This window comes from Flavobacterium sp. (assembly GCF_044339515.1).
Lineage (GTDB): Bacteria > Bacteroidota > Bacteroidia > Flavobacteriales > Flavobacteriaceae > Flavobacterium.
Genome location: NZ_JBIIVK010000102.1, coordinates 1 through 2,760, shown reverse-complemented (window position 1 = coordinate 2,760; position 2,760 = coordinate 1). Strand labels below are relative to the sequence as shown.

Here is a 2,760-nt window from a genome sequence, read left to right as displayed (position 1 = left end):
ATTCAATGCGGGCAAATTTTTCGGCAATTTTTCGTTCCGTGTTTATTAGGCTATCGCTCAATTGTATTCTCTCTTTAGAGTGCTTGGCAAAATTTTCCTCATCAATATTTACTAACACATCTACAGCCTCCAAATGCAAACTCAATATCCCGGTTTCTTTGGCGTTTTTATAGGCATTTTGAGCATAGAACAGAGCACTGTCTTTTTCTTTGATGGCGTCAAAATAATTGACTAAAGCCATTTCACTTTTTGCTACAGCAGAAAGTAATTTAAACTTTTTCCTAATAACTTTAGATTTATATAAATCATTTACAACAATTGAATAGTTTTTTAATTTCAAATTTACTGTTCCCCTATTTAAAAGTAATGTAGCATAAAGTCCGGGGTATTCTTCTTCAAGATTTGGTTCGTTCAGTGCTTCTTCAACTAAGACCAACGCCTTTTTATAGTTCTTTATTTCTATATTTAAGCAAGCTAAATTATTTATTGCCACTGCTTTAAGTTGAAATTCTGTGAATTTTTGATCTGTATTTGTAGTGATGAGAATATATGCCTTGGAAAAATAATCTTGTGCTTTTAAAAAATCCTTTGTCTCAATACATGCAATGCCCATCAAAGTGTAAGCATTAAACATTTGTTCCACATTTTTCTCAAATCTTAGATACCCAGTAGCTATAACTGCTGATTTTTCGGATCCAAAATAGTCTCTGTAAAAGTATTTTTCTTTAGCAACCCTTAAATTTAATTTTCCAACTTCTAAATAATTTTTCTTTTTTAAGTATATTTTTTCAGCTTTCGTATAATAATAAAAAGCACTGTCTATATTTATTCCTTCATTATATGAATCACCAATGTGATTATAAGCTCTAGCCAAATTGATTGAATCATTAAGCTTTTTAGCAACTTCAACCATTTCATGATTTATAATTCTAAATACTTCTTTCTCTCCAATATTATCATAAGCATAGGAAACAAAAAAGTTATTAATCATATAAAGAGAATCTATTTTGGTTTGCTTGATCAATTCATGAGCTTTTGCCGTTGTATTGGCAATTTCCTGATTAGTAAGTTTGAAGTCGAATGATTTGTTTAAATAATAGTTTATGCTATCCTGAATTTCGTCATGGTTAGAAAACTTTTCAGCATCATGACAACTACAAAAACAGAGTAAACAAATAATGAAACCTACTAACTTTTTTTTCATAGATAAAAACCTAAGGTAATACTCCTTCTAACGGAATTTCAATTCTAATTGTTGTTCCTTTTCCACTTTCAGATTTAATGTTGCATCGGGCTTTCATGCTTTGTGCTCGTTCTGAAATGTTCTTTATTCCTAATCCTCTTTTTTGGCTTTCCAAATCAAATCCTACTCCATCGTCAGTTATCTCAAGTTTTAAAATGCCATTTAACTCAGAAAAACGTACCTCAACTCTTTGGGGTTCTGCATGTTTGACAATGTTTGAAAAACTCTCTTGCAAAATTCGGTAACAATTCATCTTGATGATGGAAGAAATTGAATGCCATTCAATGGCTTTATCCATTTCAAGAATCAAGTCAAAGTCATACGTATCGTTTTCCTTAGCTAGTGTTTCAATCAAAGCCGAATAATCATTTTTTGGTGAAAAAATATCCATATTCAAATCGTGGGCAATACTTCGGATTTCCTTCTCCACGTGATGAAGTTCCGAAACATGCTGCAAACAGTCTTCAATAGTTGCACTATCTTGCTTCTTCTCTAATTTGAATAAATTAAATCGAATTCCCGCCAATTTATTCATAACTCCGTCATGCAGTTCTCGGGCGATTCTCTTCTTCTCTTTTTCGCGTCCTTCGTCAAATTTTATTTGTTGGTCTAAAAGGAGTTGATATATTTCTTCGCTCGCTTTTTGTTGGTTGTTAATCAACACTAATTCTCTCTGTTTGGTTCTTTGCCATTTGATAATGTATAGCAAACCTCCCAACACAATAACTAAAACAGCGATGGAGGCTATTAACCATTTGTCTTGTATTGCTTTTTCTTTTTCAAGTATAATTTCATCGGTTTCAAATTCAATGCGGGCAAACTTTTCCGCCACCCTACGGTCCATTTTCATAACACTGTCATTGAGTGTTATGTACTCTTTAGAGAAGGCATTCGCTCTTTCGGGATAAACGTTTGTTAACTGATTTAAAGCTTTGAGTTGTAAATTAATAATTTTACTGTCTTTGGATAATTCATAAGCTTGGTTGGCATATTTTTGGGCACTATCCATCTTTCCCACTCGTTCATAATATTCGGAAAGATGGATTTTGCATCCAAAAATATGTGATTTACTTTTTGACGAGGTAAGAATTACTAAGGCTTTATGAAAATCTGCCGGAATATTATCCAATTTATCTAATTTAAACCTAGAATAGGTCATTTCATTCAGAATTGAACCATATAAAAGAGTATATTCATTAAAGAGATCTTTTTCTTTTATTGCCTCTTCAAAATATCGTAAAGCTTCTTTATAATCTCCCTTATTTTGATATACGCTTCCGATATTTGATAACGCTAGTGCTTTCGTTTGGTGATAATCAACAACTTGTCCTTCATTTGCTAACTTAAGTGTCTTATTAAAATAAAATAAGCTTTTTTCAAAATCTTTAATTTGAAGTGATTTAAACTTATTTTGTAAATATAAAAGGGTTGACGAAATTTGTGTTGCAAAACATAATCATTTCAAAATCAACCCTTATGTACAGTGTACTTGACAAAGATATAATAAAAAGTGAAAT

2 protein-coding genes and 1 pseudogene are annotated in these 2,760 nt (G+C 31.5%); all 3 read right to left on the bottom strand.

The window, feature by feature from the left end; all coding sequences use genetic code 11:
* A partial coding sequence (locus tag ACIQ0M_RS15435) for a tetratricopeptide repeat protein (RefSeq protein ID WP_396153838.1) occupies positions 1–1,204 on the bottom strand: 1,204 nt, incomplete at its 3' end.
* 10 nt (positions 1,205–1,214) lie between these two features.
* The gene (locus tag ACIQ0M_RS15430; protein WP_396153836.1) at positions 1,215–2,402 is read right to left on the bottom strand and encodes a sensor histidine kinase; all 1,188 of its coding nucleotides are present in this window, start codon (positions 2,400–2,402) and stop codon (positions 1,215–1,217) included.
* Positions 2,403–2,459: 57 nt separating this feature from the next.
* Positions 2,460–2,633: pseudogene (locus ACIQ0M_RS15425) on the bottom strand (tetratricopeptide repeat protein); the annotation flags it as partial.
* Positions 2,634–2,760 lie beyond the last annotated feature (127 nt).